26 protein-coding genes are annotated in these 25,522 nt (G+C 32.4%); 16 read left to right on the top strand and 10 right to left on the bottom strand.

Annotated elements, in window-relative coordinates:
* Positions 1-197 precede the first annotated feature (197 nt).
* Positions 198-698 (bottom strand): preQ(1) synthase, encoded by a 501-nt coding sequence (gene queF / locus ACA31_RS08300; protein ID WP_057512860.1) that lies wholly within the window; start codon positions 696-698, stop codon positions 198-200.
* Positions 699-712: 14 nt separating this feature from the next.
* Positions 713-1,600 (bottom strand): DMT family transporter, encoded by an 888-nt coding sequence (locus tag ACA31_RS08295; protein WP_057512859.1) that lies wholly within the window; start codon positions 1,598-1,600, stop codon positions 713-715.
* Positions 1,601-2,311: 711 nt separating this feature from the next.
* Here ACA31_RS08295 and nrdI point away from each other — a divergent pair.
* From nrdI to ACA31_RS08255, 8 genes are all read left to right on the top strand, one after another.
* Positions 2,312-2,710, top strand: coding sequence for a class Ib ribonucleoside-diphosphate reductase assembly flavoprotein NrdI (gene nrdI / locus ACA31_RS08290; RefSeq protein WP_057512858.1), 399 nt, complete (start codon positions 2,312-2,314; stop codon positions 2,708-2,710).
* Positions 2,673-4,778, top strand: coding sequence for a class 1b ribonucleoside-diphosphate reductase subunit alpha (nrdE, locus tag ACA31_RS08285; RefSeq protein WP_057512857.1), 2,106 nt, complete (start codon positions 2,673-2,675; stop codon positions 4,776-4,778). The genes nrdI and nrdE overlap by 38 nt, the downstream gene beginning before the upstream one ends.
* A gap of 116 nt (positions 4,779-4,894) precedes the next feature.
* On the top strand, positions 4,895-5,863 hold the full coding sequence (gene nrdF, locus ACA31_RS08280; protein WP_057512856.1) for a class 1b ribonucleoside-diphosphate reductase subunit beta: 969 nt from the start codon (positions 4,895-4,897) through the stop codon (positions 5,861-5,863).
* A 330-nt stretch (positions 5,864-6,193) separates the two neighbouring features.
* The gene (locus tag ACA31_RS08275) at positions 6,194-7,162 is read left to right on the top strand and encodes an ABC transporter permease (RefSeq protein WP_057512855.1); all 969 of its coding nucleotides are present in this window, start codon (positions 6,194-6,196) and stop codon (positions 7,160-7,162) included.
* Complete coding sequence (locus ACA31_RS08270) at positions 7,152-8,111, top strand: iron chelate uptake ABC transporter family permease subunit (RefSeq protein ID WP_057512854.1); 960 nt, start codon at positions 7,152-7,154, stop codon at positions 8,109-8,111. Before ACA31_RS08275 ends, ACA31_RS08270 begins: the two co-directional genes overlap by 11 nt.
* Complete coding sequence (locus ACA31_RS08265; protein WP_057512853.1) at positions 8,108-8,908, top strand: iron ABC transporter ATP-binding protein; 801 nt, start codon at positions 8,108-8,110, stop codon at positions 8,906-8,908. Before ACA31_RS08270 ends, ACA31_RS08265 begins: the two co-directional genes overlap by 4 nt.
* Positions 8,909-9,012: 104 nt before the next feature.
* On the top strand, positions 9,013-10,059 hold the full coding sequence (locus ACA31_RS08260) for a ferrated catecholamine ABC transporter substrate-binding lipoprotein SstD (RefSeq protein ID WP_057512852.1): 1,047 nt from the start codon (positions 9,013-9,015) through the stop codon (positions 10,057-10,059).
* A 225-nt stretch (positions 10,060-10,284) separates the two neighbouring features.
* A complete protein-coding gene (locus tag ACA31_RS08255; protein ID WP_057512851.1) occupies positions 10,285-10,608 on the top strand; it encodes a PH domain-containing protein in 324 nt (107 codons plus the stop codon).
* 175 nt (positions 10,609-10,783) lie between these two features.
* Here the strand turns inward: ACA31_RS08255 and ACA31_RS08250 are convergent, their stop codons facing one another.
* The 3 genes from ACA31_RS08250 to ACA31_RS13285 form a co-directional block, all read right to left on the bottom strand.
* Positions 10,784-11,098 carry a CHY zinc finger protein gene (locus ACA31_RS08250; protein ID WP_057512850.1) on the bottom strand — a complete coding sequence of 105 codons (315 nt, stop codon included), beginning with the start codon at positions 11,096-11,098 and terminating at the stop codon, positions 10,784-10,786.
* A gap of 11 nt (positions 11,099-11,109) precedes the next feature.
* Positions 11,110-12,033 carry a UDP-N-acetylmuramate dehydrogenase gene (gene murB / locus ACA31_RS08245; protein ID WP_057512849.1) on the bottom strand — a complete coding sequence of 308 codons (924 nt, stop codon included), beginning with the start codon at positions 12,031-12,033 and terminating at the stop codon, positions 11,110-11,112.
* A gap of 124 nt (positions 12,034-12,157) precedes the next feature.
* The gene (locus ACA31_RS13285) at positions 12,158-12,373 is read right to left on the bottom strand and encodes a hypothetical protein (RefSeq protein WP_156393442.1); all 216 of its coding nucleotides are present in this window, start codon (positions 12,371-12,373) and stop codon (positions 12,158-12,160) included.
* A 164-nt stretch (positions 12,374-12,537) separates the two neighbouring features.
* On the opposite strand from ACA31_RS13285, the gene ACA31_RS08240 reads away from it, so the two are divergent.
* From ACA31_RS08240 to ACA31_RS08230, 3 genes are all read left to right on the top strand, one after another.
* Positions 12,538-13,431 (top strand): EMYY motif lipoprotein, encoded by an 894-nt coding sequence (locus ACA31_RS08240; RefSeq protein ID WP_057512848.1) that lies wholly within the window; start codon positions 12,538-12,540, stop codon positions 13,429-13,431.
* A 152-nt stretch (positions 13,432-13,583) separates the two neighbouring features.
* Entirely contained in the window at positions 13,584-13,904 is a 321-nt protein-coding gene (gene ytxJ, locus ACA31_RS08235) for a bacillithiol system redox-active protein YtxJ (protein ID WP_057512847.1), read from the top strand.
* Between the two features lie 358 nt (positions 13,905-14,262).
* A complete protein-coding gene (locus ACA31_RS08230; protein ID WP_057512846.1) occupies positions 14,263-15,381 on the top strand; it encodes a glycerate kinase in 1,119 nt (372 codons plus the stop codon).
* A 159-nt stretch (positions 15,382-15,540) separates the two neighbouring features.
* On the opposite strand, the gene pepT is transcribed toward ACA31_RS08230, so the two are convergent.
* The 4 genes from pepT to gdpS form a co-directional block, all read right to left on the bottom strand.
* On the bottom strand, positions 15,541-16,773 hold the full coding sequence (pepT, locus tag ACA31_RS08225; RefSeq protein WP_057512845.1) for a peptidase T: 1,233 nt from the start codon (positions 16,771-16,773) through the stop codon (positions 15,541-15,543).
* A gap of 11 nt (positions 16,774-16,784) precedes the next feature.
* Positions 16,785-17,285, bottom strand: a complete 501-nt coding sequence (locus ACA31_RS08220) for a threonine/serine exporter family protein (RefSeq protein ID WP_441296195.1) — start codon at positions 17,283-17,285, stop codon at positions 16,785-16,787.
* Positions 17,286-17,300: 15 nt separating this feature from the next.
* Entirely contained in the window at positions 17,301-18,062 is a 762-nt protein-coding gene (locus ACA31_RS08215; RefSeq protein ID WP_057512844.1) for a threonine/serine exporter family protein, read from the bottom strand.
* 399 nt (positions 18,063-18,461) lie between these two features.
* Complete coding sequence (gene gdpS / locus ACA31_RS08210) at positions 18,462-19,532, bottom strand: GGDEF domain-containing protein GdpS (protein ID WP_057512843.1); 1,071 nt, start codon at positions 19,530-19,532, stop codon at positions 18,462-18,464.
* Positions 19,533-19,941: 409 nt separating this feature from the next.
* Between gdpS and ACA31_RS08205 the strand changes: the two genes are divergently transcribed.
* Complete coding sequence (locus ACA31_RS08205) at positions 19,942-21,006, top strand: glycosyltransferase family 4 protein (RefSeq protein WP_057512842.1); 1,065 nt, start codon at positions 19,942-19,944, stop codon at positions 21,004-21,006.
* Positions 21,007-21,073: 67 nt separating this feature from the next.
* Here the strand turns inward: ACA31_RS08205 and ACA31_RS08200 are convergent, their stop codons facing one another.
* Entirely contained in the window at positions 21,074-21,715 is a 642-nt protein-coding gene (locus ACA31_RS08200; RefSeq protein ID WP_057512841.1) for a YigZ family protein, read from the bottom strand.
* A gap of 169 nt (positions 21,716-21,884) precedes the next feature.
* Here ACA31_RS08200 and fakB1 point away from each other — a divergent pair, with 169 nt between their 5' ends.
* The 4 genes from fakB1 (at position 21,885) to hpf (ending at position 25,408) form a co-directional block, all read left to right on the top strand.
* Complete coding sequence (fakB1, locus tag ACA31_RS08195; RefSeq protein WP_057512840.1) at positions 21,885-22,748, top strand: fatty acid kinase binding subunit FakB1; 864 nt, start codon at positions 21,885-21,887, stop codon at positions 22,746-22,748.
* A 279-nt stretch (positions 22,749-23,027) separates the two neighbouring features.
* Complete coding sequence (locus ACA31_RS08190) at positions 23,028-24,110, top strand: DEAD/DEAH box helicase family protein (protein ID WP_253721380.1); 1,083 nt, start codon at positions 23,028-23,030, stop codon at positions 24,108-24,110.
* Positions 24,103-24,774: a ComF family protein gene (locus ACA31_RS08185; RefSeq protein ID WP_057512838.1), complete on the top strand. Its 672-nt coding sequence runs from the start codon at positions 24,103-24,105 to the stop codon at positions 24,772-24,774. The genes ACA31_RS08190 and ACA31_RS08185 overlap by 8 nt, the downstream gene beginning before the upstream one ends.
* Positions 24,775-24,841: 67 nt before the next feature.
* Positions 24,842-25,408, top strand: coding sequence for a ribosome hibernation-promoting factor, HPF/YfiA family (hpf, locus tag ACA31_RS08180; RefSeq protein WP_057512837.1), 567 nt, complete (start codon positions 24,842-24,844; stop codon positions 25,406-25,408).
* Positions 25,409-25,522 lie beyond the last annotated feature (114 nt).

The raw sequence follows: 25,522 nt of genomic DNA, 5'->3' as shown, positions 1-25,522 counted from the left end.
TTAAAAAGTATGGAAATAGGGTGAAAATATCATGTTAAATTTTAGTGATTTAGTGATTTATGACCACAAAAAGGATACAAAAAACCATCGACTAAATCATAAGACTTAGTCGATGGTTTAATGATGACAGACATGTATTGATGCCCTAAAATTTCAATGATTGTAAGTGATGCGTAGATTTAAAAAATCGTAATCTATTATCTATTATCTATTTTCTCTGGATAAAGGTCGTGATTCATTAAACGATGTTCTGCCATTCTTTCATATTTAGAATCAGCACGACCATAGTTTGTATAAGGATCTATTGAAATACCACCACGTGGCGTGAATTTGCCCCAAACCTCAATATAATGTGGATCCATTAAATCAATTAGATCGTTCATTATAATGTTCATACAATCTTCATGGAAATCACCATGGTTTCTAAAACTAAATAAATAAAGCTTTAAAGATTTAGATTCTACCATTTTAATATTAGGAATATAAGAAATATAAATTGTTGCAAAATCAGGTTGCCCCGTAATAGGGCATAATGATGTGAATTCTGGACAATTGAATTTCACAAAATAATCGCGTCCTGGGTGTTTGTTATCAAATGATTCTAAAACATCAGGTCGGTAATCAAAATCATATTTATTGTTTTGATTACCTAATAACGTAATATCTTCTAACTCTTCTTTATTGCGTCCTTCAGTCATTGCATATCGCTCCTTTAGCGTTTAGGTTTTTGTTCTTCCTTTTGAATTGTAACGGGTTGCCGACGTGCTTTTTCAAACATATAGTAACTGGAACCTATAATAATAATATAGCCTAAGATAGCAAGTGAATCAGGTGTTTCACCGAATAAGATAAATCCAAATGCTGCGGTAAATATAATAGATGCATACGTAAATATTGAAATATCTTTAGCTGGCGCGTAACTATAGGCCAATGTTATACCGATTTGCCCTGCTGCAGCAGCTAATCCTGCACCGATTAAATAAACAACTTGCATCATAGACATTGGTTCAAATGTAAATATCGTAAAAGGTATTAATACTATAATGGAAAAGAATGAAAAATAAAAAACAATAGTATAAGGTGCTTCACGTGTACTCAATGCTCTGACACATGTATAAGCACTTGCTGCAAAAATACCGGAGAATAATCCGCCTAAAGCAGGAATCATAGTGGAGGAGAATTCTGGTTTAACAACAAACAACATACCAAAAATAGCCACAATCATAGCTACAAATTGATAATTTCTCACTTTTTCATTTAAGAAGATAATACTTAGTAGTATCGTCCAAAATGGATTGAGCTTCATTAATGTATCTGCGTCACTTAAAAGCATATGATCGATAGCGTAGATATTAAGTAACACACCAATCAAACCTAATGTAGAACGAGAAATTAATAAGGGTTGACTACTTAATTTACCAAATAAGGGTTGTTTATATTTTAAAATAAAATATAGCGGTATAAACATTGCTACTAAATTTCGAGCGAGAGACTTTTGAAATACAGGCAAGTCACCGGCTAATCGGAAGAAGACAGTCATAAAACTAAAGCCAACTGCTGAAACTAAGATAGCAATGATACCTTTAACTTTAGGATTCACATGTATCGCCTCAATTTTTAATTTTTAACGTATTCATATTAGCATATATACTTTGAAGATGTATATATGGTTGAAAGTTGAAGGGAAATATATTAAGATATAAATACGAACAAACGTTCTGTTTTATAAAGCCAAATCATTTACTTATAAGAATGTAATATATGGTAGTTGTACATTGTATTTCGCACAATTTATAAAGTGATTTTGTTTAAAAGACGACACACCAAGCATTGCAAGATTTTTATGAAAAGCAAATAATCAAACCTTAAAAACACAAAAAAATATTTTTCGTGACGTGAACATCACGTTAAGGTTGAATTGGTGCCATTTCTATTGATAATTCAATATTTTGTCATAAATAAAAGCCTTTTAATAATCTTCTGAGTTATGTATAATGAAACACATAATATAGTATTGATGACCAGGACGAAACACAATATATAGTGTTTTAGTACGTAGTCAATTAATTTATAATAAATCAAAATTTATGTAAAATCACACTGTTTTAGGCTTCTAAATATGACAAATCAAGCATTAATACTTAATTATTGAGTTTTTACATAACTACATATAGATATAAAAATCACTATATATTGTGGTTACTTCTATAAGCTAAGTTATTTTGATTTTTCAAAGTGCCTTTAAGCATTTAAATATGATACATGATTTTATCATAATAAGATAAATATATTTTAGAAAGTAGGTGATCCGATGAAGGTTGTATATTTTTCATTTTCTGGCAATGTGCGTAGATTCATAAAGCGAACTGAACTTACCAACGTAATGGAAATCACACAAAATAATTGTTCTGATAGGATGGATGAGCCTTTCATATTGGTCACTGGAACAATAGGGTTTGGTGAAGTACCGCCACCTGTTCAGTCATTTTTAGATATTAATCACGACTTATTACAAGCTGTTGCAGCTAGCGGAAACCGAAACTGGGGTCAAAATTTTGCAAAAGCTGGACGATCTATTTCGGAACGATATCATGTTCCATTATTAATGAAGTTTGAATTACATGGCACAACGAACGATATAAGCGAATTTAAAGACAAGGTGGGGCATTTCAATGAAGATTATGGACGAGAAGAAATACAATCATATTGAATTAAATAACGAAGTTACCAAGCGTAAAGAGAATGGCTTTTTTGATTTGGAAAAAGACCAAGAAGCATTAACAGTCTATCTAGAAGAGGTACAGGATACGACGATTTATTTTGATTCTGAACTTGAACGTCTTCATTATCTCGTTGATAATGATTTCTATTTTGATGTATTTGCAAAATATTCAGTAGAAGACCTAGAAGAAATTACTAAATATGCTAAAAGCATTCCATTTACTTTTGCGAGTTATATGTCCGCAAGTAAATTTTACAAAGATTATGCATTGAAAACGAATGACAAAACCCAATATTTAGAAGACTACAAGCAACACGTAGCAATCGTTGCATTATATTTAGCAAATGGACACAAAGCCACAGCTAAACAGTTTATTTCTGCAATGGTTGAACAACGTTATCAACCTGCAACACCAACATTCTTAAACGCTGGACGTGCACGTCGTGGAGAACTTGTATCTTGTTTCTTACTTGAGGCAGACGATAGTTTAAACTCTATCAACTTTATAGATTCTACAGCCAAACAATTAAGTAAAATTGGTGGCGGTGTTGCAATTAACTTGTCTAAATTACGTGCGCGTGGTGAAGCAATTAAAGGTATTAAAGGTGTAGCCAAAGGTGTATTACCTGTTGCGAAATCACTTGAAGGTGGTTTTAGTTACGCAGATCAATTAGGACAACGCCCAGGCGCTGGAGCAGTATATTTAAATATCTTCCACCATGACGTTGAAGAGTTTTTAGATACGAAAAAAGTAAACGCTGATGAAGATTTACGTTTATCTACAATATCAACAGGTTTAATTGTGCCGTCTAAATTCTTTGATTTAGCAAAAGAAGGTAAAGACTTCCACATGTTTGCGCCACATACAATCTACAAAGAGTATGGTGTGACATTAGATGATATTGATCTTGATGAATACTATGATGAACTTGTCGCAAATCCAAACATTGATAAAAAGAAAAAAGATGCACGTGACATGTTAAATACAATTGCTCAAACACAATTACAATCTGGTTATCCTTATTTAATGTTTAAAGATAATGCTAATAAAGTTCATGCAAACTCAAACATTGGCCAAATTAAAATGAGTAACTTATGTACTGAAATTTTCCAATTACAAGAAACTTCAATCATTAACGATTATGGTACAGAAGATGAAATTAACCGTGACATCTCTTGTAACTTAGGCTCATTAAATATCGTTAACGTAATGGAATTAGGTAAATTCAAGAATTCAGTACACACAGGTATGGATGCATTAACTGTAGTAAGTGATGAAGCAGACATTCAAAACGCACCAGGTGTAAGAAAAGCAAATAGTGAATTACATTCAGTTGGTTTAGGTGTAATGAATTTACATGGTTATTTAGCGAAAAATAAAATTGGCTATGAGTCTGAAGAAGCAAAAGACTTTGCTAACATCTTCTTTATGATGATGAATTATTATTCTATTGAACGTTCAATGGAAATTGCTAAAGAAAGACAAGAAACTTATAAAGACTTTGATAAATCAGATTATGCCAATGGTAAATATTTTGAATTCTATACTTCACAAACATTCGAAGCGAAATTTGAAAAAGTACGCAAATTATTTGATGGTTTAGAGATACCATCCCCAGAAGATTGGAAAGCATTGCAAAAAGAAGTTGAAGCAAATGGTTTATTCCATGCATATCGTTTAGCGATTGCGCCAACGCAAAGTATTTCTTATGTGCAAAATGCGACAAGCTCTGTGATGCCGATTGTCGATCAAATTGAACGTCGTACTTATGGTAATGCTGAAACATTTTATCCTATGCCTTTCTTATCACCAGAAACAATGTGGTACTATAAATCAGCATTTAATACAGATCAAATGAAATTAATTGATTTAATCTCAACGATTCAAACACATGTGGACCAAGGTATTTCTACAATTCTTTATGTTAATTCAGAAATATCTACACGTGAACTATCTCGACTATATGTTTACGCACATCACAAAGGATTAAAATCGTTATATTACACTAGAAATAAATTGTTGAGCGTTGAAGAATGTACAAGTTGTTCGATATAGGATTTTAAGTAACGGATAAGCAAAGTGGTTTTTTACAAGCAGCCTAGTCTTTTATATAGATTAGGCTGTAAATCACTGCTTAATTAAATTTTTACTGGATAGGGGAATTTATCTAAATGAAAGCAGTCAATTGGAATACGCAAGAAGACATGACAAATATGTTTTGGCGACAAAACATTTCACAAATGTGGGTAGAAACAGAATTTAAAGTATCCAAAGATATTGCAAGTTGGAAGACTTTATCTGACGCAGAAAAGAACGCCTTCAAAAAAGCTTTAGCAGGTTTAACAGGATTGGATACACATCAAGCAGATGACGGTATGCCACTTATCATGTTACACACAACGGATTTACGTAAAAAAGCAGTCTACTCATTTATGGGTATGATGGAACAAGTCCATGCTAAAAGTTATTCACATATCTTTACAACGTTACTACCTTCTAGTGAAACGAACTATTTATTAGATAAATGGGTTATAGAAGAACCGCATTTAAAATATAAATCAGATAAAATTATAAATAACTACCACAAACTTTGGGGCAAAGATGCGTCTGTATATGATCAATACATGGCACGTGTTTCAAGTGTATTTTTAGAAACATTCTTATTCTATTCTGGTTTCTATTATCCACTTTACCTTGCAGGACAAGGAAGAATGACAACATCTGGTGAAATTATACGTAAAATCTTATTAGATGAATCTATACACGGTGTATTTACAGGTATGGATGCACAAAGTATGCGTAATGAACTGTCAGAAAGTGAAAAACAACAAGCAGATCAAGACATGTATAAGTTGTTAGATGACTTGTATAAAAACGAAGTAGCGTACACACATTCATTATATGATGAATTAGGTATAGCCGAAGATGTGCTAAATTATGTTAGATATAATGGTAATAAAGCATTAGCTAATTTAGGCTTTGATTCATACTTTGAAGAAAATGAATTTAATCCAATTATTGAAAATGCGTTAGATACTTCAACGAAAAATCATGACTTTTTCTCAGTTAAAGGTGATGGTTACACTTTAGCGTTGAATGTTGAAGCATTAAAAAATGAAGACTTTATATTTGAAGATTAAAATAAATTTGTTGCAGATATGTAATTTGATTTAGTCTGATTAAGACTGTATCGATAACGTGACGCTACAAGATAATACTAGGGACAATGCTTCCTATTTTAAGAGCTGCTAGATTTTCCTAAGGGAGGATTTGGTGGCTTTTTATTTGGTGAAAAGTAATTTGAGCGTCATTTTTTCACTTAACTTACGAATAGTTTTACTAAAATGATCTATTGCTATTGAATTTACCGGCAAAAATGGTAAGATTTTAATATAACTATTGATAATGATTATCAAAACCAATAGTGTTTGTGAATTCATTGTACATCGAAAGGATTAGGTTACCTCATTATGAAATTTTTACTTAATGGTATTGTACTATTTATCATTTTATTATTATTAACTATCCTTTCTCTATTTATTGGTGTCAGTAATGTTTCAATTACGGACATATTCCACTTATCTAAAGAGCAAATAAACATTATTGTATCTAGTAGAATACCGAGAACGGTGAGTATATTAATTTCTGGAAGCACGTTGGCACTTGCAGGATTGATTATGCAACAAATGATGCAAAATAAATTTGTAAGTCCAACAACTGCAGGAACGATGGAGTGGGCTAAGTTAGGTATTTTAATATCGCTGATACTATTTCCAGAAGCAAATATCATTATTAAATTAGTCTTTGCAGTCGCGTTAAGCATTGGTGGCACATTCCTGTTTGTGAAATTAGTACAATATATTCGATTTACTGATGTTATTTTCATCCCACTATTAGGGATTATGCTCGGTGGTATCGTTTCTAGTTTTGCTACATTTATTGCCTTAAGAACGAATGCAGTGCAAAGTATCGGAAACTGGATGAATGGGAATTTTGCCATTATTACAAGCGGAAGATATGAAATATTATACTTAAGCATTCCTTTATTAGTACTTACATATATATTTGCGAATCAATTTACGATTGCTGGAATGGGAAAAGATTTTAGTAATAATCTAGGTGTTAATTATGAAAGAATAATAAACGTCGGTTTATTTATTACTGCAACAATTACTGCTTTAGTAGTTGTAACAGTTGGAACACTTCCATTTTTAGGTTTAATTGTTCCAAATATCGTTTCTATATTCAGAGGAGATCATTTGAAAAACGCATTGCCACATACAGCAATGTTAGGTGCTATTTTTGTAATGTTTTCAGATATAATCGGCAGAGTCATTGTATATCCTTATGAAATCAATATTGGATTAACAATTGGTGTTTTTGGCACTATTATTTTTATAATCTTGCTGATGAAAGGACGACATAACTATGCAAACTAGCCCTAAAACAAAATTATCCATTTTATTTGCAGTAACAGTGGTAGCTGCAGGTCTTTACCTTGTTATAGGTATTGATTTTGATATTTTTCAATATCAATTTTTCAGTCGATTAAGGAAACTGATACTGATGATATTAGTCGGGGGAGCAATCGCAGCATCAGTAGTGATATTCCAAGCGATTACGAGTAATCGGTTATTGACACCTTCAATTATGGGTCTTGATGCTGTATACATGTTTGTGAAGGTCCTAATCGTGTTTGCATTTGGTGTGCAATCTGTATTTGTTACTAACTTGTATCTCAGCTTTGCAATTTCATTGTTAGTGATGATTGTATTTTCATTACTGCTATTTCAAGGTATCTTCAGAATTGGCGATGTTTCCGTTTATTTCATCCTACTCGTAGGGGTTATACTTGGTACTTTTTTCAGAAGTATTACCGGATTTTTAGAATTAATTATAAACCCAGAAGATTTTTTGGCTGTACAAAGCGCTATGTTCGCAAACTTTGACGCATCCAATAGTAAATTAGTAACCCTTTGTGGTGTTATATTAGTTATTCTCATTTTGATTACGATGCGGGCCATACCATATTTAGATGTGCTTTTATTAGGAAAAGATCAGGCAATCAATTTAGGTATTTCATATAAAACACTAACAAGATTATTGCTAATACTCGTTTCAGTGCTTGTATCTATTTCAACAGCACTCGTTGGTCCAATTACATTTTTAGGATTATTGACTGTTAACTTAGCACATGAATTGATGAAGACATATGAACATAAATACATATTGCCAGCAACAATTTTGATGAGTTGGTTAAGTTTATTCATAGCACAAGGTGTAGTAGAGAATTTATTCCAAGCAACGACGCAAGTAAGTATAATTATTGATTTAGTAGGTGGAAGTTACTTTATTTACTTATTAATAAAAAGGAGACATGCGAATTGATACGAGTACAAGGGCTTAATAAAAATATTCAAGATAAAGAAATTTTAAAAGATGTTAATGTTGAAATAAATAAAGGACGTCTAACTTCTATGATTGGGCCAAATGGCGCTGGAAAAAGTACATTGTTAGCCGCAATTACGCGTCTAATGGACTTTGAAGATGGTTCTATAGAAATCGAAGGTAAATCAATTAGTGATTATAAAAGTAATGAATTAGCTAAAAAATTATCGATACTAAAACAATCTAATCATACAGAACTCAATATTACGGTAGAGCAATTAGTCAATTTTGGTCGATTTCCATATTCTAAAGGACATCTTAAAAAAGAAGATAAAGAACAAGTCGAATATGCGTTGGAGTTGTTGCATCTTAAAGAGATTAGAAATCGCTACATAAAAACATTATCTGGTGGGCAACGTCAACGAGCATATGTAGCAATGACAATTGCGCAAAATACAGATTATATCTTGCTCGATGAACCATTGAATAATCTTGATATGAAACATTCAGTTCAAATTATGCAAACATTACGTCAACTTGCAAAAGATTTAAATAAGACTGTAATCGTTGTTATTCATGATATTAACTTTGCATCATGTTATTCAGACGATATTATCGCGTTAAAAGATGGTGAAGTTGTCAAAGCAAGTACAAAAGATGAGGTTATTCAAACAGACACATTAAAAGCGTTATATGACATGGATGTAAGAATTGAAGAAATCCGCGGTCAACGTATTTGTGTTTATTTCGATGAGCTTACAGCAACTCAAGATTTAGAGCTTGCATATTCAATGTGATTCTATTTGTAATATTTGAAGGGAGTGATGCAGCTGTAACGTGGTTAAACTTTTTAAGGGCATAAAGGAATACATCATTAGGAAAATCAGGAGGCGTAACGAAGATGAAAAAGTTTGCTTTATTATTAGTTGTAGGCTTAATGTTTTTATTAGTAGCATGTAGTAATGGTGGATCAGAGGGTAAAAAATCATCTGATGCTAAATCAGAAAGTGAAGGTTCAAATAAAACTGTAAAAATTGAAAATAATTATCAGGCTAGTGGAGAAAAACGTGATGGCAGTGATGCTAAAGCAGTTAAAGAAACGGTAGAAGTACCAACAAACCCTGAAAATGCAGTTGTTTTTGATTATGGTACATTAGATACATTGAAAGAATTAGGACTTGAAGATAAAGTTAAAGCACTTCCTAAAGGTGAAGGTGCTAAGTCACTACCTGATTTCTTAAGCGAGTTTAAAGATGATAAATACCTGAACACAGGAAGCCTAAAAGAAGTTAATTTCGATAAAGTTGCAGAAGCTAAACCAGATGTAATTTATATTTCTGGTCGTACAGCAAATCAAAAAAATCTAGATGAATTTAAAAAAGCAGCACCGGACGCAAAAGTTGTATATGTTGGTGCTGACGATAAAGACGAAGTGAATTCAATGAAGAAAAACACTGAAAAATTAGGTAAGATTTACCAAAAAGAAGACAAAGCAAAATCACTTACTAAAAAATTAGATGATAAAATTGCTGGTATTAAAGAAAAAACAAAAGACTTAAAAGATGAAAAAGCATTATTCTTATTAGTTAATGAAGGTGAACTATCAACATACGGTGCTGGAGAAAGATTCGGTGCAATGATTTTTGACACAATGGGCTTCACGGCTGCAGATGAAAATATTAAAAGTAGTAAACATGGTCAAAATGTAACAAATGAATATATTGCAGAAAAAAATCCAGATATTATCTTTGCTATGGACCGTGGACAAGCAATCGCTGGCAAAGCAACATCTAAACAAGCGTTAGACAATGATATTATCAAAAATGTAAATGCTGTAAAAGAAGACAAAGTTTATGAATTAGATTCAAAACTATGGTACTTCGCAAGTGGTTCCACAACAACAGCAATTAAACAAATTGAAGAAGTAGAAAAAGCACTTGAAAAATAATATTTAAAAAGGATAAACGTGGGGGATGTAATTCCTTTCAGAAAGTCGACAAAGTCTTATGGCTTTGTCGACTTTTTTACATTTCAAGAAGATAGTTTACAGTGGATTAAAACTTTAGTCTCAACATTTTCTTTGTTACGCTAAAGATGGATTGAGCAAGTAAGTAAAAATTCATTTTTAAAACTTGTATAATGAAATGAAATAAAGAAAAGGGGAGTGAAGTACATGATTTTAGATAATGTAAATCCAAGTGATTTATTTCCAACTGAGAAAAAGGGGCCAAGTATATTAGGAACAATAGAATATTCAGTTCAAGGTTCTTCAGAATTTGAAGGTGCCTTTATTGCAACCAATGAACGTATTATTTTAAATGTTGATATGAATGGAACGTTTTATTACAGGAGCATTGCTTATAAAGAAGTAGAACAAATTAGTTACGATGATGAAAAAATAAACTTTACTTTTAATATTGGACCAATGCCAATGAAGCAAATACAAAAAGGTGACGCAGAAGCCTTTGTACAATTTGTAAACGAACAAATAAAATAGTATAAGAATTTAAAAATAAAGTACATAGTGTCAAGCTATTTCATACTCGTTTGCCTAGGCAAGTATATACGTGAGAATCGGTACAATTCTATTTTTAATATAGAAAAGGTACTAATCCATTAAATTAACGGATTAGTACCTTTTTCAATTCATTATCAAGCATAACGCATGAACTTTATATAGAAAAATAAAGATGATAATGATATTTACAACGATTATTAAAGTGGCCATCGCACATAGGACAGGCTTCAATCATCATATATTCATTGATTGTCATTTCATGTTTACATACACCACATAAAATTGCTTTTTCATTAAATTCACTAGAATCCCATCTTTTTATTGTATGTGATTCATGTTCATTATGACATTTATAGCATGGATAGTATTTACCGCAACATTTAAACTTAATTGCGATGATGTCTAATGGCGTTGGATAGTGCGTGCAACGTGCTTCATTGTCTACAATAGAACCATATATGTTAATCATAATAAAATCTCCTAATTATCGTTTGGATGTTCGCCAATAATTCTAACTTCTCGATGTAGTTCAACATCAAATTTCTCTTTTACTACTTTTTGAACATAGTGGATTAGATCTTCATAGTCAGTTGCGCTTCCGTTGTCAACGTTTACCATAAAGCCAGCATGTTTCTTAGACACTTCGACGCCACCAATACGATGACCTTGTAGCTCAGCATCTTGAATCAATTTACCGGCAAAGTGGCCAGGAGGACGTTGGAATACACTACCACATGATGGATATTCTAAAGGTTGTTTGGATTCTCTTCTTTCCGTTAGATCATCCATTTTTTCTTGGATAGCTTGTTTGTTACCAGGCATTAAAGTGAATGCTGCTTCAAGAACGACTAAATGTTCTTTTTGAACGATACTATTGCGATAATCTAACTCTAAGTCCTTATTAGTTAATGTGATAAGTTCACCTTTATCATTTACACAAAGCGCATAGTCAATACAATCTTTGACTTCGCCCCCATATGCACCGGCATTCATAAAAACAGCGCCTCCGATTGAACCTGGAATACCACAGGCAAACTCTAAGCCAGTTAGGGCACGGTCTCTAGCAGTACGGGATACATCGATAATCGCTGCACCACTGCCAGAAATAATAGCATCATCTGAAACGTCTATATAATCAAGTGAGAGTAAGCTAATTACAATACCTCTAATACCCCCCTCACGAATAATAATATTTGAACCATTGCCTAAATAAGTGACTGGGATGTCATTTGTATAAGCATAGTGAACGATAGATTGGACGTGTTCATTTTGAGTAGGTGATACATAGTAGTCTGCCTGACCACCAGTTTCAGTATATGTATAACGTTTTAATGGCTCGTCTATTTTAATAATTTCTTTTGGAACAATTGCCTCTAATTCTTTTAAGATGTCATCTTTATGCAAGTCTAGAACATCCTTTCCTTGTTGAATTCATTTAGTTTATTATACCAATGATTACCCGTCTTTGCTAAATAGTATAGCAATTTATTAAAGGTTTTATAGTTTTTTTCAAATTTTATACTTTTGATTAAATTAATAAGTCATCATAGATCACTTTAATAATGACTTCTGGTCTGTTTTCTTTGTTAATTGTTGAAATTAAGATTTGTTTGTGATTTTCATAATCACGAATTGTTACGTTATGACTTGCTAAGCGTTGTTTTTTACTAAAATGCTTAGCAATCATACTGTTTGAAGCCAGCAGATTTGAGATGATTATGTCGCTATGTGAAATGACTGTCATTATCTTCAGTTATAAATAATTGTATGCTTAAATACATATAGGTTGACCACGCCTTTAAATGTTATAATATAACTGTTAAACTGTAAATTCTGAAACAATATATCATATATCATTTTCAAGTTAAATAAGTTTCTGTATAATATGGAATGATAAGGAGTTCAGAAATGAAAAAAATACTGTACATTGTTTTATTAGTTTGTTTTTCTATTTCACTATCTGCATGTAACAATGAAGGAGAAAACGAATTCAAAGATTTTGACAGTTCGTTAAATGACGTGAAAAATAAAGAAAAAGAACTAAGAAATGTTATGGATGACATACAATTAAAACGTCTAGATAATTTAAGTAAGACAGATATGACAGATAAAAACAAGAAAGCATTTAATGATTTGCAAAATGAATTAAACAGCAAATTGATTCCTAAACTAGAAGAATACGAAACAGCAGCAAAAAAATTACCAACGGATTCAAATGAAACAAAAGAACTTAAATCTACTTATTTAGATTCAGTAAAAAAGAAAAAATTAGCAATCAATGAGTTGAAAACGTTTGTTGATTTGTGTAATCAATCGATTAAAGCAAATGAAGATATCTTAGAATATACAAAACTATTTGAGAAAAACAGATCACAAGTTGAGGACAATATACAAAAAGCTAGTACTGTTGGTAATAGTACAGATGTTACTGATTTTAAAAATAAGTTAGAACAAAACAATAAAGATTTAAAAAATACTGCAGAAGAAGAGACTGATTCTACAGATTCAAATGAAGTAAAAAAATCTATTAAAGAACAAATCATGCCATTAATCACTAGACAAATTAGAGACTTGAATAAAGCTGAAATAACAGATGGCTATGTGAATGACGCTCGAAAAAATGCTATTGAGATGTATTATAGCTTGCAAAATTATTATGAAACAAGAGAAGAAACTATTGAAATTAGTGAGCAATTAGCGAAAATAGATTACAATAAATTACCTCAAAAAGGTGCAGAACTAGAACAGTACGAAGCTACTTTTAATAAGAAGTATCAACAAGCTAATGATAACTATAATTAACAGGTGTATGAGTTGAGTTATAAGAATTTGAATAAACTGTTAACAATAAAAAGAGAATTGTGTATAATTGGAAATAATGATATGAGAATATCGTGGCACTTTCACACTTGGTGAGACTTAGGGTGTGTTAAATATTTTTAGAGGTGAATAGAATGGCTATAAAGCTGAGTTCGATTGACCAGTTTAAGCAAATTATTAAAGAAAACAAATATGCATTTGTATTGAAACATAGTGAAACATGTCCGATTTCAGCAAATGCAATGGACCAATTCAACAAATTTTTATATGAAAGAGATATGGATGGTTACTACTTAATCGTACAACAAGAGAGAGATTTATCTAATTATATAGAAGAACAAACAGATGTGAAACACGAATCACCACAAGCATTCTATTTTATTGAGGGACAAGCAATTTGGAATGCAAGTCATGATAAAATTAATGTTGCTTCTTTAGCAAGCGCTGAAGAATAAAATCAAATTTAAGTACATTTAGAAACGCTTGTTAATCTTTTATCAACATCAAGAGATTAGCAAGCGTTTCTTTTAATGTGAAAAATTTCCTAATGGCATGTATAATAAATGATTGAATGGGAAATATAGACTGCTATTTGATAGTGAGCGAATTTATAGAGCTCAACTTTATAGCGTTGATTATGAGTTAGAAAGCTTAATTGCAAAGCAATTGTGTTTTAAATGCTTCACATAGGATATAAGCATACGTGCATTCTATTATAATAAATAAGTCTACAGAGGGAAGATGATTTTCTTAGAGTTGTGTATAATCATCATACAATTACAGTTATTAACAAAATAATTTGAGGTGACAAATATGAAAGTTTTAGTAGCGATGGATGAATTTAATGGTATTATATCTAGCTATCAGGCCAATCGTTATGTGGAAGAAGCGGTAGCTAGCCAAATAGAAAAAGCAGATATTGTTCAAGTACCATTATTTAATGGGCGTCATGAACTTATGGATTCTGTCTTTTTATGGCAGTCAGGTACGAAATATAAAGTGCTAGTACATGATGCAGATATGAATGAGGTAGAAGCGGTTTATGGCATTACTGATAACCATATGACGATTATTGAAGGCAACTTGTTTTTAAAAGGTGACAAACCAATCATCGAGCGTACAAGTTATGGTTTAGGTGAAATTATGTTAGATGCATTAGATAATGATGCAGAACATATTATCATGTCTTTAGGTAGCATAGGTAGCTTTGACGGTGGTGCAGGTATGTTACAAGCACTTGGAGCTAAATTCTATGATGACGAGGCTCAAGAAGTGGATTTACGTCAAGGTAGTAAGATGTTGAAATATATACGTAAAATAGATATCTCTGATATTCATCCACAATTGAAAAATGTACGTTTTCAGTTAATGTCTGATTTTGATAGTAAACTATATGGGAAAAATAGTGAAATTATGCAAACATATGAGCTCTACGGAATGACACGTCAAGATGCTGCTGAAATAGACAATTTACTGTGGTATTTAAGTGAAATTTTCAAAAGTGAGTTAAAACTGACAATGGGTCCTGTTCAAAGAGGGGGCGCAGGTGGTGGTATTGCTGCAGCCTTAAAAGTACTTTATGATGCCGAAATTATGACAAGCCATGAACTTGTCGATCAAATTACACATTTAGATGAATTGATACAACAAGCGGATTTAATTATATTTGGTGAAGGTGTAAATGAAGCAGACCAAATTTTAGAAACAACAACAGTGCGTCTTGCAGAGTTAGCAAAAAAACATAATAAACCATCTATTGCCATATGTGCAACAGATGACAAATTTGATTTATTTGAATCAATGGGTGTCACTGCTACATTTAATACGTTTATAGAAATGCCTGAAAGCTTTACAGACTTTAAGATGGGTATTCAAATTAGACACTATACAGTACAAGCAATTAAATTATTGAAAACACAATTTGAAGTTTAAACAGATAAGTATTGAAAAATTTTCAACACCTACTAAATAAACGACCGTATGTTCACACGTAACGAATGTAAGTAAATATGAGAAATAGAAAAAGCGTAGATTCCTCAAAGTGAGAATCTACGCTTTTTATTGAGCTTGGATTTATATACCGAACTTATCTTACTTTTTATAAGTGCTTACGACTTCTTGTGCAATGCCAATAATGACCTCTACAGCTTTTTCCATAACATCAATGGATGCATATTCAAAAGGTCCGTGGAAATTAGCACAACCTGTAAAGATATTAGGGGTTGGTAGGCCCATATATGAAAGTTGAGACCCGTCGGTTCCACCACGTATAGGTGCTGTATTAGCAGGGATTTCTAACTTTTCAAACACACGTTTAGGTATATCAATTACGTGTGGATTGGGTTCTATTTTTTCACCCATATTATAGTATTGATCATTGATTTCGATTTCTATTGGTGCATCAGTATAATGAGTATTAATATCATTTTTAATCTCAATAAGAAGCTTCTTACGCAATTCAAAATGATTTCTATCATGATCACGAATGATATAGTGTAAGGTCGTTTTTTCAACATCACCGTTCATTTTCATTAAATGATAGAAACCTTCGTAATCTTCTGTCCTTTCGGGTACTTCATTTTGTGGTAATAAGGAATTAAATTGCTGACCCAAGATAATAGCGTTAATCATTGCATTTTTAGCAGAACCAGGATGTACATTGACACCGTGACACGTAACGATTGCTTCTGCAGCATTGAAACTTTCATATTGTAATTCGCCCAATTCGCTACCATCCATAGTATAGGCGAAATCAGCATTAAAACGCTCAACATCAAAGGCATGAGGGCCTTTGCCAATTTCTTCATCTGGCGTAAAAGCAATACGAATAGGTCCATGTTTGATTTCTGGATGTTCCGATAAATATTTAATTGCTTCCATAATTTCAACGACACCAGCTTTGTCATCAGCACCTAATAGTGATGTTCCATCTGTGACCATTAATGTATGTCCTTCTACGCGTTTCATAGCAGGAAATACATCTTGGCTCAATATACGACTCGTTTCACCTAATTTGATAGGTTGCCCATCATAATTTTCTATGATTTGTGGATTTACATTTGATGCATTGAAATCAGGCGAAGTATCAACATGTGCCAAAAAGCCAACAGTAGGTAAAATTTCGTCAACATTGCTTTCTAATGTTGCGAATAAATAACCTTGTTCATCAATGTCAGTTTCTAAACCTAAATCCGTTAACTCGTCATTTAACAAATTTAATAAATCCCATTGCTTCCCAGTGGAAGGCGTAGTATTAGACTCTGAATCAGATTGTGTATCTATTGTTACATATCTTGTTAATCTATCAATTATATCAGTTTTCAAAAAAACACCCCTTAAGCTCTATTATTCATATTGTAAGATTTTTTATATATTTTACCATTCATTCTACCATAATGTTGTTTGATCCGTGTATTGAGATGATAGATGATTTCTGCACATAGAATACCAAAAGCAATAGCGCCCGAAATCAATGTGACTTCAAGAAATGTGTTTGTAGCGAGCGTATATTGATTACTAACTAAATAACGTGTCGCTTCATATGCTAAACCGCCTGGTACTAATGGGATAATCCCTGGAACAATAAAAATAATAACGGGTCGTTTATAACGTCTACTCATTACGTGACTCATAATTGCTAAAATAAAGCTTCCTAAAAATGAAGCCATTACTTTACCAAAATCCATGTCTACAGTAAGTTTGAAGATAATCCAGCCCATTGCGCCAACGAAACCACAAGCTAAAAGGAGGCGACGTGGTGCATTAAAGATAATCGAAAAAAGCATTGTAGCTAAAAAGCTGACAATAAATTGTAAAACATAATAGCCGATGAGCATATAAGCACTCCTTTTTTAAAATATTAATAAAACAATGGCAACGCCGGCACCAATTGCAAATGCTGTGAGAGCTGCTTCAACGCCACGAGACATACCAGCAATCAATTCTCCAGCCATTAGATCACGAATAGCATTGGTGATTAATATTCCTGGTACAAGAGGCATGACGCCAGCTATGGTTATAAAGTCTTGGTTTTCTGCGATACCTAATTTAGTGAATGTGGCTGCAATCATTATAACAACTGCAGCACTAAGGAATTCTGAAAAGAATTTAATTTGAATATAGCGTTGTACAAAAGCAAAAGTTAAAAACGCACCAGCTCCGGCAATAATAGCGAAAAAGAAGTCGTTCATTCCGCCACCAAACATGATTAGGAAGAATCCACATGCGACTGCTGCTGCGAAGAATTTTGTAATAGATGAAAATTGTAAGGATGCATGGTGCAAATGTATGAGTTCTGACTTAGCTTCATCTATATCTAATTGATTGTTTGAAATTTTACGCGATAAGCTATTGGTTAAGGCGATTTTTTCTAAATCAGTCGTTCTCTCGCGAATACGTACGAGTCGTGTGTTCGTACGGTCATTAAGAGAGAAAATAATTGCTGTAGAAGTTACAAAGCTATATGTATCATCTAAGCCATAATTGGCAGCGATTCGTGTCATTGTATCCTCGACGCGATATGTTTCAGCGCCACTTTCTAGCAAAATTCTTCCCGCGATGAGTACGACATCAATCACTTTGTCTTCGTCGATGATCGTGACTGTATCTGACATAGTTGTTGGTCACCTCCTGAAATGATATTAGAACAATTGAAAGTTTACAGCGTACCACAGTAACTTTCAATAACAATTTATACTTCGTTATTAATTGTTAAACTTCCATTATATATTGTAACAAACATAATTTATAATTGTTGTTTTTAAGTTAAAAAGTAAAATTGAAATATGCGCTTCAATCTAGGTTTCAATTTTAACATATAGATTCTTTAAGTGTTGGCTGTGTCTGTTTTCAGAAATAGTTATTTTTGAAATTAGAGGGGAGTTCCATAATTTAAAATGTATCTACAGAAAGCGATCACAAAAAGGAAGAGAGTGGGTATATGAAATCAAAGTTTGAACTTTGATTTCATATACCCACTCCTAGTTTGAGCAGTTTTAAATTGGGAATATTTTTTATAATTTAACAATTGGATTAAACATGACTTGATTACGGCCTTCATTTTTTGCCATATGTAGCATGTCATCCGCAATTTTAAATACTTTACGTTGAGATTTGTAATCTTCTTGGGTTAAGTAACCTACTCCAATGGATACAGACAATTTGATAACTTCTTTATTTGGTAAATGGAAAGTGGATTGTTCTACCCCTGCACGAATATTTTCACTGAGCTTTACACATTGATCTAAAGTATAATCGTATAAGACAATTGAAAATTCTTCGCCTCCATTACGATAAATACTAAATTGTTGAGGTACATAATTTTTTAATAGTTGAGCAACTTGTCGAAGTACGGCATCGCCAGATTTATGTGAAAATTTATCATTTACATCTTTGAAACCATCTATATCAATGAGTAATAACCCTAAGCTCTCATTGTTTTCTTCAGCGATCCGCGTCGTTTCATTTAAATGTCTGTCAAATTCTTTAACATTACCTAAACCAGTTAAATAGTCTAGTTTATCTTCATTTTCATAACGATTTACTAATGAGAAAAAATGCCAAATATCAACAAATGTAATAGAAGAAGTAATCGTTAAAATAAAGGATAGTGGTATTAAGAACAATACCTCTATTAATTCATAATAAGGACTAATAAGTGATAAAATAACCAAAATAACTAATGTAATTGTATTAAGGATTTGTAATGAAACAATGTCGCTTTGTTTCAAAAATGGTCCGACTGCGCCGACCACGAATGATATAACAATGAGAATCGTAGCAATAATTATAGTGAAATCACCAATCAGCACATTGACTACAGATACAATAATCGCGGCTAGAACGGTGTATACCATATTTGTATATCTACCTAAGAATAAAATAGGTACGAATGATAAATAGAGTGCGTATTCATTGAATAGGGGCACTGGGTAGGCAGATAGTAAAAGTGCTACTATCGTCATTAAAATAGTGACGTATTCTTTTGAAAACACCATGTTTTTATTTTCTGAATACTGTAAGCGATGGAATAAGTATATTCCTGCCACAATAACAGAGATATTGTAGATAATAGCTTCAAACATTTAACGTTACACTCCTTTGAATAAACACTTAGTTATTGTAAGTGAAAACTTACATTTTGTCATCACTATATAAATAGAAATTTATAACATTCACTTAATATTCATGTTAAAATAATTGTCTGAGTGATTATATAAAAATTGCTTAGTTTATAATTAAAAATCAAAAAGAATTTGTTTGTAGAATGTTAATTATCTCATTACTATTTGTATAAGTAAAAGCGTATGAGGTATTATGGTATTAAGTGCATAAATATTTAGATATGTTAGGTGTACAATTTATTAGAGTTGTATCAACACCACAGACCATTTTATAGATAATATAAATTTGCAGTTTAAAGTAAAAATTATTTTCAATGTAACAACTTTGAAATTCGAAATAATCAAGAATTATATTAATGAAGGTGAACTGATGTATACATTATTATTAATCATTTTCTCAATGATTGTCAGTTTAATACTAACACCAATAATTATAAAGGTTTCTCATAAATTAGGCATTGTAGATAAGCCGAATTTTAGAAAAGTACATACAAAACCCGTTTCTGTATTAGGCGGCACTGTAATACTTTTTGCGTTTCTATTAGGAATATGGCTAGGACATCCGATAGAAACCGAAGTTAAACCTCTTGTTATTGGATCAGTATTAATCTATTTGGTGGGACTTGTAGATGATATCTATGATTTGAAACCAGTTATAAAATTAATTGGCCAAGTAATTGCAGCACTCGTCGTTGTCTACTATGGAGTTACGATTGATTTTATCTCCTTGCCAATTGGGCCTACGATACAATTTGGTGTATTTGGGATACCTATCACTGTGATTTGGATTGTAGCTATCACTAATGCAATTAACTTAATCGATGGATTAGATGGTTTAGCATCTGGTGTATCAATGATTGCGTTAATGACAATTGGCTTTATAGCAATATTACAAGCAAATATTTTTATTATGATGATTTGCAGTGTCTTAATAGGTGCACTTTTAGGATTCTTATTCTTCAATTTCCATCCAGCTAAAATCTTCTTAGGTGATAGTGGCGCTTTGCTTGTAGGGTTTATTGTAGGATTCCTATCATTGCTCGGATTTAAGAATATAACTTTTATTTCACTATTCTTCCCGATTGTTATCTTAGCAGTGCCGTTTATTGATACATTGTTTGCGATGATACGCCGTGTGAAGAAAGGTCAGCACATTATGCAAGCCGACAAATCGCATTTACATCATAAATTGCTAGAACTAGGTTATTCACACCGCCAGACTGTAATACTTATATATTCTATTGCATTACTATTTAGTCTTGCTAGTATTATATTATATTTATCCCAACCATGGGGTGTTCTCATGATGCTCATTCTGATTTTAGTTACGATTGAGCTTATTGTAGAATTCACTGGTCTCATTGATGATGATTACAGACCATTAATGAAATTAATTGAAAACAAACAACGAAATAAAGACGACGAACATCATTAATAAAGAGGCTTCCAAGTTGGAAGCCTCTTTATTTTACACTCAAATACGTATAATTTAGATTTCAAGATTAGGAAGTAGAAATATTGAAAGGTAAGCGTACAACTTCATTTTCTATTACATCATAATTTCCTGAAGTGTTACGATTTAAAAAATCTATAAATTGATCGTAGTCTGTTTTAACAACGTCTATACGATAACTCACTTTATCAGTATAATTCGTTTCGCGTAATAAGTAAGGTGTACTCGCAAGTTCATATTCAAACTTACCCGTTAAATCATAGGCGATGGTAACCGTTGTAGGTATAGCAGGACGCAAAGCTACTCTACCAATATCATAAATGACATCTCGTACTGCCCCACTATACGCACGGATTAATCCGCCACCACCTAATTTAATACCACCAAAGTAGCGTGTGACGACCACGGCAGCATTATGTATATCTAATTTCTTTAAAATATCGAGCATAGGAACTCCCGCAGTACCACTTGGTTCGCCATCGTCATTTGCTTTTTGGATATTCATTTGATCTCCAATTGTATATGCTGAACAATTATGTGTTGCTTCTCGGTGTTCAGATTTCACTGCCTCGATAAAAGCTTTAGCAGCATCTTCAGATTCCACAGGTTTAATATGCGCTATAAAACGTGATTTACTAATTATATTTTCAATTATATGTTCTTGTTTAACTGTGATTATTGCAGCGTCCATTTATCGTCACCTCATCTTTATATAGTCAGACAATCATTTATATATTTATTAAAATCATTAATTACACATATTATACACTGTATTGTATTATAGATTAAATACAAAAATAAATTTTCTTTTTACTTAAAATAGGGTATCATAGTCGTGAGTATAATTGAGGAGGATTAATATGAAGATTGCTGTCTTGACAGATTCAACGAGCTATCTATCTCAAACGCTAATAGAAAAATATAATATAAGAATTGCGCCACTAAGCGTAACTTTTGATAATGGTGAAAATTTTATAGAAAATGCAACAATATCAACGGAAGCATTTTATAAAAGAATGGAAACTTCAAATACAATTCCCACGACCAGTCAACCTGCTATTGGAGAGTTTATAAAACATTTTGAAGAACTCCGAGAGGAAGACTATACAGATGTCATAGCTATCTTCATATCATCTGGAATTAGTGGTAGTTATCAAACAGCTACGCAAGCAGGGAAAATGGTAGAAGGAATCAATGTGCACACATTTGATTCGAAATTAGCTGCGATGGTAGAAGGTGGTTATGTACTACGTGCAGTTGAAATGATAGAACAAGGATATAAGCCTCAAGATATCGTTAAAGACCTTGAAGCTGTGCGTGAAGTAACTGGTGCAATTTTAATGGTAGATGATTTAAAAAATCTACAGAAAAGTGGCCGTATCACCGGAGCTCAAGCTTGGGTAGGTACAATGTTGAAAATGAAACCTGTTTTAACATTTGATGATGGCAAAATTGTACCAGAAGCAAAAGTCCGCACGAAAAAACGTGCACTCAATGAAATTATTAATAAAGTTACCGCTCAAGTGAAGGATTATGAAGAAGTAACATTATATATTATTGAGGGGGATAAAGCAGAAGATGCAGTGTGGATGGAAAAAGAATTAAAAGAAAAATATCCGCAATATCATCTTCACCGCTCTAAATTAGGACCTGTTATTGCAGCACACTTAGGTTCTGGTGGCATGGGACTAGGGTTTACAGGGAGAAACATACGTATATCATAAATATTAATTCGTTTAAAGACATGTCATGCCAAGGATGGTGTACATGTCTTTTTTTATTGGAGGTTATCTAAAATAAAACATTATGGAAAAATAATTATCGAAAAAGATATGTTAACTGATGAGAAAATTAAACACATTTCTACTGGAGTGATAAACAAAAAAGGATGTTGGTATTGTATACAGTGTCATACACAAGAAAAACGTCATTTTTACAAATACTTTTCAACATTATTAGATAAAGAAGTTGTGTATTGCCGAAATTGTATCAATTTGGGAAGAATGGATAATATTAATGAAGTATATATTACTGGAACAAATGCGGATATTTCCCAGGGAATATATCATTTGCCATTTGAATTATCAGAACAACAACGCTTTGCTTCAATTAAAATTTTAGAAGCGGTTAAAAATTTTAATTCTATTTTATTGTATGCTGTGACAGGCTCAGGTAAGACAGAAATGATTTTTGAAGGTATTAGTTTTGCGAGAAGAGAAGGCTATAATGTTGCCATTGTATCGCCTAGAGTAGATGTTGTTATAGAAGTGAGTTTACGTATTAAACCAGCTTTTCGAGATGAAGCGATAGATATACTCTATCAAGGTCAGAGACAATGTCATAATGGTCACTTTGTGATTGCTACGGTACATCAATTATATCGGTTTAAGCATCATTTTGACTTGATTATTGTAGATGAAGTTGACGCATTTCCTTTATCAATGGATCCAATACTCTTTGATGTCATAACACATGCTTCAAAAGAACATCATTGCCACATTTACATGACTGCGACGCCGCCAACTGCATTACTTAGAAAAATGAAAGCAGATCATATAGTAACATTGCCTGCCCGTTTCCATAGGCAACCTTTGCCAGTTCCTCAGTTTAAATATTACAAAATAAAATTTCACAAAACGCAACGCTTTCTTATGAAACTATTGAAACATCAAATTGAATCAGGACGGTATACGCTCGTGTTTTTTAATCACATACATCTTATGAAACAAATGTATCATTGTTATAAAACAGAAATAACTTCATTGACTTATGTACATAGTGAGGATGTATTTCGTTTTGAAAAAGTGAGCGATTTAAGAAAAGGTGAATATAAAGTGATGTTTACCACTACAATTTTAGAAAGAGGATTTACTATGGCAAACTTAGACGTTATTGTGCTTAATAGTCATATGTTTGAAAGTAGTGCACTTGTTCAAATTGCTGGAAGAGTGGGGCGTAAATTAGAAGCCCCATCAGGATTAGTACTATATTTACACGAGGGAATTACGATGGACATGCTTAAAGCACGAAAGGACATTAAAAAAATGAACGTATTAGCGCAAAGCAGGGGATGGTTAGATGGCTAAATGTATTCAATGTCATCATACGTATTCTGAAGTATTTAATGCCTTCACATTTTTTAAAAAAGCATCTAAATTATGTGAATCATGCATAGAACAGTGGGCTGAGATCAATATTAAGCCCTTCAATCGATGTGTCAGATGTTTAAAGAAATTAGACGAAAGTGAGGAGAACTGCTTAGATTGTCTATTTTTAGCTACAAAATATCGTTTAATGAATCAGTTATATTGTCAATACCAATATAAAGGTATGATGAAGGCACTTATACATCAATATAAATTTAAAAAAGATGTCGCAATCTGTGAAATATTAGCAACACAGCTTAAGTTTCTTCAAATATTATATGATTATATTGTGCCGATACCATCTCCTTTAGTTAGAGATAAAGAGCGAACATTTAATCCCGTGTTGACCGTGTTAGATGAAATGGGCGTGAATTACGAGGCTTTACTATGTACGCGAGTTCGTCCAAAGCAATCACTTTTAGGAAAACAATTGCGCGCTCAATCAAAAAATCCATTTGAAATCGCAAAAAATATAGATTTAGAAAATAAAAATATTTTACTTGTAGATGACATTTATACTACAGGCTTAACAGTTCATAATGCTGCAAAATTACTTTTTGTTAGAAAAATCAGAAAATTCGATGTGTTTACGTTTGCACGGTAGGAGAAACGTGGTATTATAATAGTAAGCAATATTACCAATATAGAGGTTTTTAAAGGAGTCGATTATTATGATCAGATTTGAAATTCACGGGGAGAACCTCACTATTACTGATGCGATTCGCAACTATATTGAGGAGAAAATTGGTAAATTAGAAAGATATTTTAGTGATGTGCCAAATGCAATCGCACACGTTAAAGTAAAAACGTATCAAAATTCAGCAGCGAAAATCGAAGTAACTATTCCATTGAAAAACGTTACTTTAAGAGCTGAAGAACGCCACGATGATTTATATGCAGGTATTGATTCGATTAATGGTAAACTTGAAAGACAAGTTAGAAAATACAAAACGCGTATAAATCGTAAAAATCGAAGTCGTGGAGAACAAGAAGCATTTGCATCATTACCACAAGAAAGTGAAGCAGAAGAGATTCAAAATGATGATAATGAAAGTGATATCGAAATTATTCGTTCAAAAAATTTCAGTTTGAAACCTATGGATTCAGAAGAAGCAGTATTGCAAATGGATTTATTAGGACATGATTTCTTTATTTTTACAGATCGTGAAACTGATGGTACAAGTATTGTTTATAAAAGAAGAGATGGAAAATATGGTTTGATTGAAACAACTGAATAATTTGTTTTAATTAAGTCCAATATTAAACTAACCGTAGCGTTCATGATTGAGTTAAATCATGGACGCTCATTTTTTGTTGTGTTACTATGAAATAATTTGAAAGTTAGGTAAGAA

The sequence above is a fragment of the Staphylococcus sp. NAM3COL9 genome, assembly GCF_001431205.1.
In the GTDB taxonomy this organism is placed as follows: Bacteria; Bacillota; Bacilli; order Staphylococcales; family Staphylococcaceae; genus Staphylococcus.
Note: the sequence above shows the minus strand (reverse complement) of the source record. Positions and strands in the feature narration are given on the sequence as shown.

Coding starts and splice junctions, on each gene's coding strand:
- nrdF (WP_057512856.1), top strand. CDS start 4,895: ATGAAAGCAGTCAATTGGAATACGCAAGAAGACATGACAAATATGTTT.
- ytxJ (WP_057512847.1), top strand. CDS start 13,584: ATGGCTATAAAGCTGAGTTCGATTGACCAGTTTAAGCAAATTATTAAA.
- gdpS (WP_057512843.1), bottom strand. CDS start 19,532: ATGTTTGAAGCTATTATCTACAATATCTCTGTTATTGTGGCAGGAATA.
- hpf (WP_057512837.1), top strand. CDS start 24,842: ATGATCAGATTTGAAATTCACGGGGAGAACCTCACTATTACTGATGCG.
- ACA31_RS08240 (WP_057512848.1), top strand. CDS start 12,538: ATGAAAAAAATACTGTACATTGTTTTATTAGTTTGTTTTTCTATTTCA.
- ACA31_RS08190 (WP_253721380.1), top strand. CDS start 23,028: ATGGATAATATTAATGAAGTATATATTACTGGAACAAATGCGGATATT.
- ACA31_RS08200 (WP_057512841.1), bottom strand. CDS start 21,715: ATGGACGCTGCAATAATCACAGTTAAACAAGAACATATAATTGAAAAT.
- ACA31_RS08250 (WP_057512850.1), bottom strand. CDS start 11,098: ATGATTAACATATATGGTTCTATTGTAGACAATGAAGCACGTTGCACG.
- ACA31_RS08185 (WP_057512838.1), top strand. CDS start 24,103: ATGGCTAAATGTATTCAATGTCATCATACGTATTCTGAAGTATTTAAT.
- fakB1 (WP_057512840.1), top strand. CDS start 21,885: ATGAAGATTGCTGTCTTGACAGATTCAACGAGCTATCTATCTCAAACG.
- ACA31_RS08270 (WP_057512854.1), top strand. CDS start 7,152: ATGCAAACTAGCCCTAAAACAAAATTATCCATTTTATTTGCAGTAACA.
- queF (WP_057512860.1), bottom strand. CDS start 698: ATGACTGAAGGACGCAATAAAGAAGAGTTAGAAGATATTACGTTATTA.
- nrdI (WP_057512858.1), top strand. CDS start 2,312: ATGAAGGTTGTATATTTTTCATTTTCTGGCAATGTGCGTAGATTCATA.
- ACA31_RS08205 (WP_057512842.1), top strand. CDS start 19,942: ATGTATACATTATTATTAATCATTTTCTCAATGATTGTCAGTTTAATA.
- ACA31_RS08220 (WP_441296195.1), bottom strand. CDS start 17,285: ATGCTCATCGGCTATTATGTTTTACAATTTATTGTCAGCTTTTTAGCT.
- ACA31_RS08260 (WP_057512852.1), top strand. CDS start 9,013: ATGAAAAAGTTTGCTTTATTATTAGTTGTAGGCTTAATGTTTTTATTA.
- ACA31_RS08275 (WP_057512855.1), top strand. CDS start 6,194: ATGAAATTTTTACTTAATGGTATTGTACTATTTATCATTTTATTATTA.
- ACA31_RS08255 (WP_057512851.1), top strand. CDS start 10,285: ATGATTTTAGATAATGTAAATCCAAGTGATTTATTTCCAACTGAGAAA.
- ACA31_RS08215 (WP_057512844.1), bottom strand. CDS start 18,062: ATGTCAGATACAGTCACGATCATCGACGAAGACAAAGTGATTGATGTC.
- nrdE (WP_057512857.1), top strand. CDS start 2,673: ATGAAGATTATGGACGAGAAGAAATACAATCATATTGAATTAAATAAC.
- ACA31_RS08230 (WP_057512846.1), top strand. CDS start 14,263: ATGAAAGTTTTAGTAGCGATGGATGAATTTAATGGTATTATATCTAGC.
- ACA31_RS13285 (WP_156393442.1), bottom strand. CDS start 12,373: ATGACAGTCATTTCACATAGCGACATAATCATCTCAAATCTGCTGGCT.